Origin of the sequence: Zobellella denitrificans (genome assembly GCF_002237365.1) — a bacterium.
Classification (GTDB): Bacteria; Pseudomonadota; Gammaproteobacteria; order Enterobacterales; family Aeromonadaceae; genus Oceanimonas; species Oceanimonas denitrificans.
On record NZ_NMUO01000171.1, the window covers coordinates 1 to 2,237 of the forward strand.

The window sequence follows — 2,237 nt, forward strand, 5'->3', positions numbered from 1 at the left end:
GGCCTGGGCATCGAGCCGGGCCAACAGTCGCTGCAGTTGGTCGCCGGCGGCGGCGAGGCTTTGCAGGCCGGCGGCCAGGCTGTCCTGCTGGGCCGCCAGGGTGCTGGTGGTGGCGTCCAGGTTGGCCAGCACCCGGCCCAGATGGCGGGCGTTGTCCTCCGACAGCATGCGGTTGGCGTTGTCCATCAGGGTGGTGATGGCGAGCAGCAGCTCTTCGCTGTTGAGCCGCAGCCGGGCCAGGGGCGAAGGCTCGGCGACGATCACCGGGATCTCGTCGTCCCGGGCCAGCAGCGGGCTTTCCGGCGAACCCTGGCTCAGCTCGATGTGGGCGGCGCCGGTGATGTTGGTCAGGGCCAGGCGGGCGCGGGTGTCGGTCTTGACCGGCGCGTCGCCGGCGATGCGCACCCGGGCCCAGACCTGGCGGGGATCGTCCGGATCCAGGGTCAGGCGTTCCACCTCCCCCACCCGGATGCCGCTGTACTGCACGGCGCTGCCCACCGACAGGCCGGACACCGGCTCCCGGAACAGGATATCGTAGCGGCGGGCATCCCGCTCGCCGCCGGCCTTGGCCAGCCAGAGCGCGAACAGCAGCACGGCCGCGGCCACCGCCAGGGTAAAGACCCCGATCAGTACATGATGGGCCCGGGTTTCCATGGTCACTCCTTCCGTTGCGCGGCCCGGGCGGCGCGTCCGCGCGGGCCGTGAAAATAGTCGCGGATCCAGTCGTCGTCGGTGGCGGCCACCGCGTCCAGCCGATCCGCCACCAGCACTTTCCGCCGGGCCAGCACCGCCACCCGGTCGCAGCTGGTGTAGAGGGTGTCGAGATCGTGGGTGACCAGGAACACCGTCAGTCCGAGGGCGTCCCTCAGGGTCAGCAGCAGGCGATCGAAGGCCGCCGCCGCGATCGGGTCCAGGCCGGCGGTGGGCTCGTCCAGGAACAGGATATCCGGATCCAGCGCCAGCGCCCGGGCCAGGGCCGCCCGCTTGACCATGCCGCCGGACAGCTGGGCCGGATAGCGCTCCCCCGTTCCGGCCGGCAGGCCGGCCAGGGCCAGCTTGACCTCGGCCAGATACTGCGCCTCGGGCCGGGGCAGGCCGGCGTGCTCGATCAGCGGCAGGGCGATGTTCTCGGTCACCGTCAGGGAGGAGAACAGGGCGCCGTTCTGGAACAGCACCCCCAGGCGCCGCTCCAGCCGGGCTCGTTCCCGTTCCGGCAGGGCGAGCAGATCCTGCCCCAGCAGCCGCACCTTACCCCCGCTGGGCCGGCGCAGGCCGACGATGGAGCGCAGCAGCACCGACTTGCCGGTACCCGAGCCGCCCACCACTCCCAGGATCTCGCCCCGGTAGACGTCCAGATCCAGCCCCTGGTGCACCACCTGCTCCCCGAAGCGGTTGTCCAGGCCGCGGATGCGGATCACCGTCTCCCGGCTCACCAGCCCATCTCCATCAGGAAGAGGGCGGCGATGGCGTCCAGCAGTATCACCACGAAGATGGACTGCACCACGCTGGAGGTGGTGTGCTCGCCCACCGACTGGGCGCTGCCGCCGACCTTGAAGCCCTCCAGGCAGCCGATCAGGGCGATCAGCAGGGCGAACAGCGGCGCCTTGCCCAGTCCCACCAGCAGGTGCCGCACCGGTACCTCGTGCACTATGGCCAGGTACTGGGCCAGGGAGATATCGAGGGAGACCAGGGCCACCAGGGCACCGCCCACCATGCCCGACAGCATGGCGATAAAGGTCAGCAGCGGCAGGGTGAGCAGCAGCGCCAGCAGCCGGGGCAACACCAGTAGCTCCACCGGATCCAGCCCCTGGGCGCGCAGGGCGTCCAGCTCCTCGTTGACCTTCATGGCGCCGATCTGGGCGGTGAAGGCGCTGGCGGTACGCCCCGCCAGCAGGATGGCGGTAAGCAGTACCCCGAACTCGCGCAGGAAGGAATAGGCCACCAGATCCACCGTATAGATGGTGGCGCCGAAGTTGGCCAGCACTGTGGCGCCAAGAAAGGCCACCACGGCCCCCACCAGGAAGGTCAGCAGGGCGACGATGGGCACGGCGTTGAGGCCGCATTGGTGCATCTGGGCCACCAGGGCGGTCGGCCGCCAGCGGCCCGGCCTGGGCAACAGCACCATCAGGGTGCTCAGGGTCAGCCCCATAAAGCCGAGCAGCTGCAGCCCTTGCCGCCCGGCGCCGGCCACCAGGGCACCCAGCCGGACCAGGCCGTCGCTCCAGCGGCGCACCGGC

3 protein-coding genes are annotated in these 2,237 nt (G+C 70.8%); all 3 read right to left on the reverse strand.

Translation table 11 applies throughout. The annotated features are described in order from the left end of the window. Positions 1-654 (reverse strand): MlaD family protein (locus CGX12_RS19075; RefSeq protein ID WP_094041444.1); only part of this gene is annotated, 654 nt, incomplete at its 3' end. Between the two features lie 2 nt (positions 655-656). Further along, positions 657-1,433, reverse strand: a complete 777-nt coding sequence (locus CGX12_RS19080; protein WP_094041443.1) for an ABC transporter ATP-binding protein — start codon at positions 1,431-1,433, stop codon at positions 657-659. Further along, a partial coding sequence (locus CGX12_RS19085) for an MlaE family ABC transporter permease (protein WP_094041445.1) occupies positions 1,430-2,237 on the reverse strand: 808 nt, incomplete at its 5' end. The genes CGX12_RS19085 and CGX12_RS19080, both read right to left, overlap by 4 nt.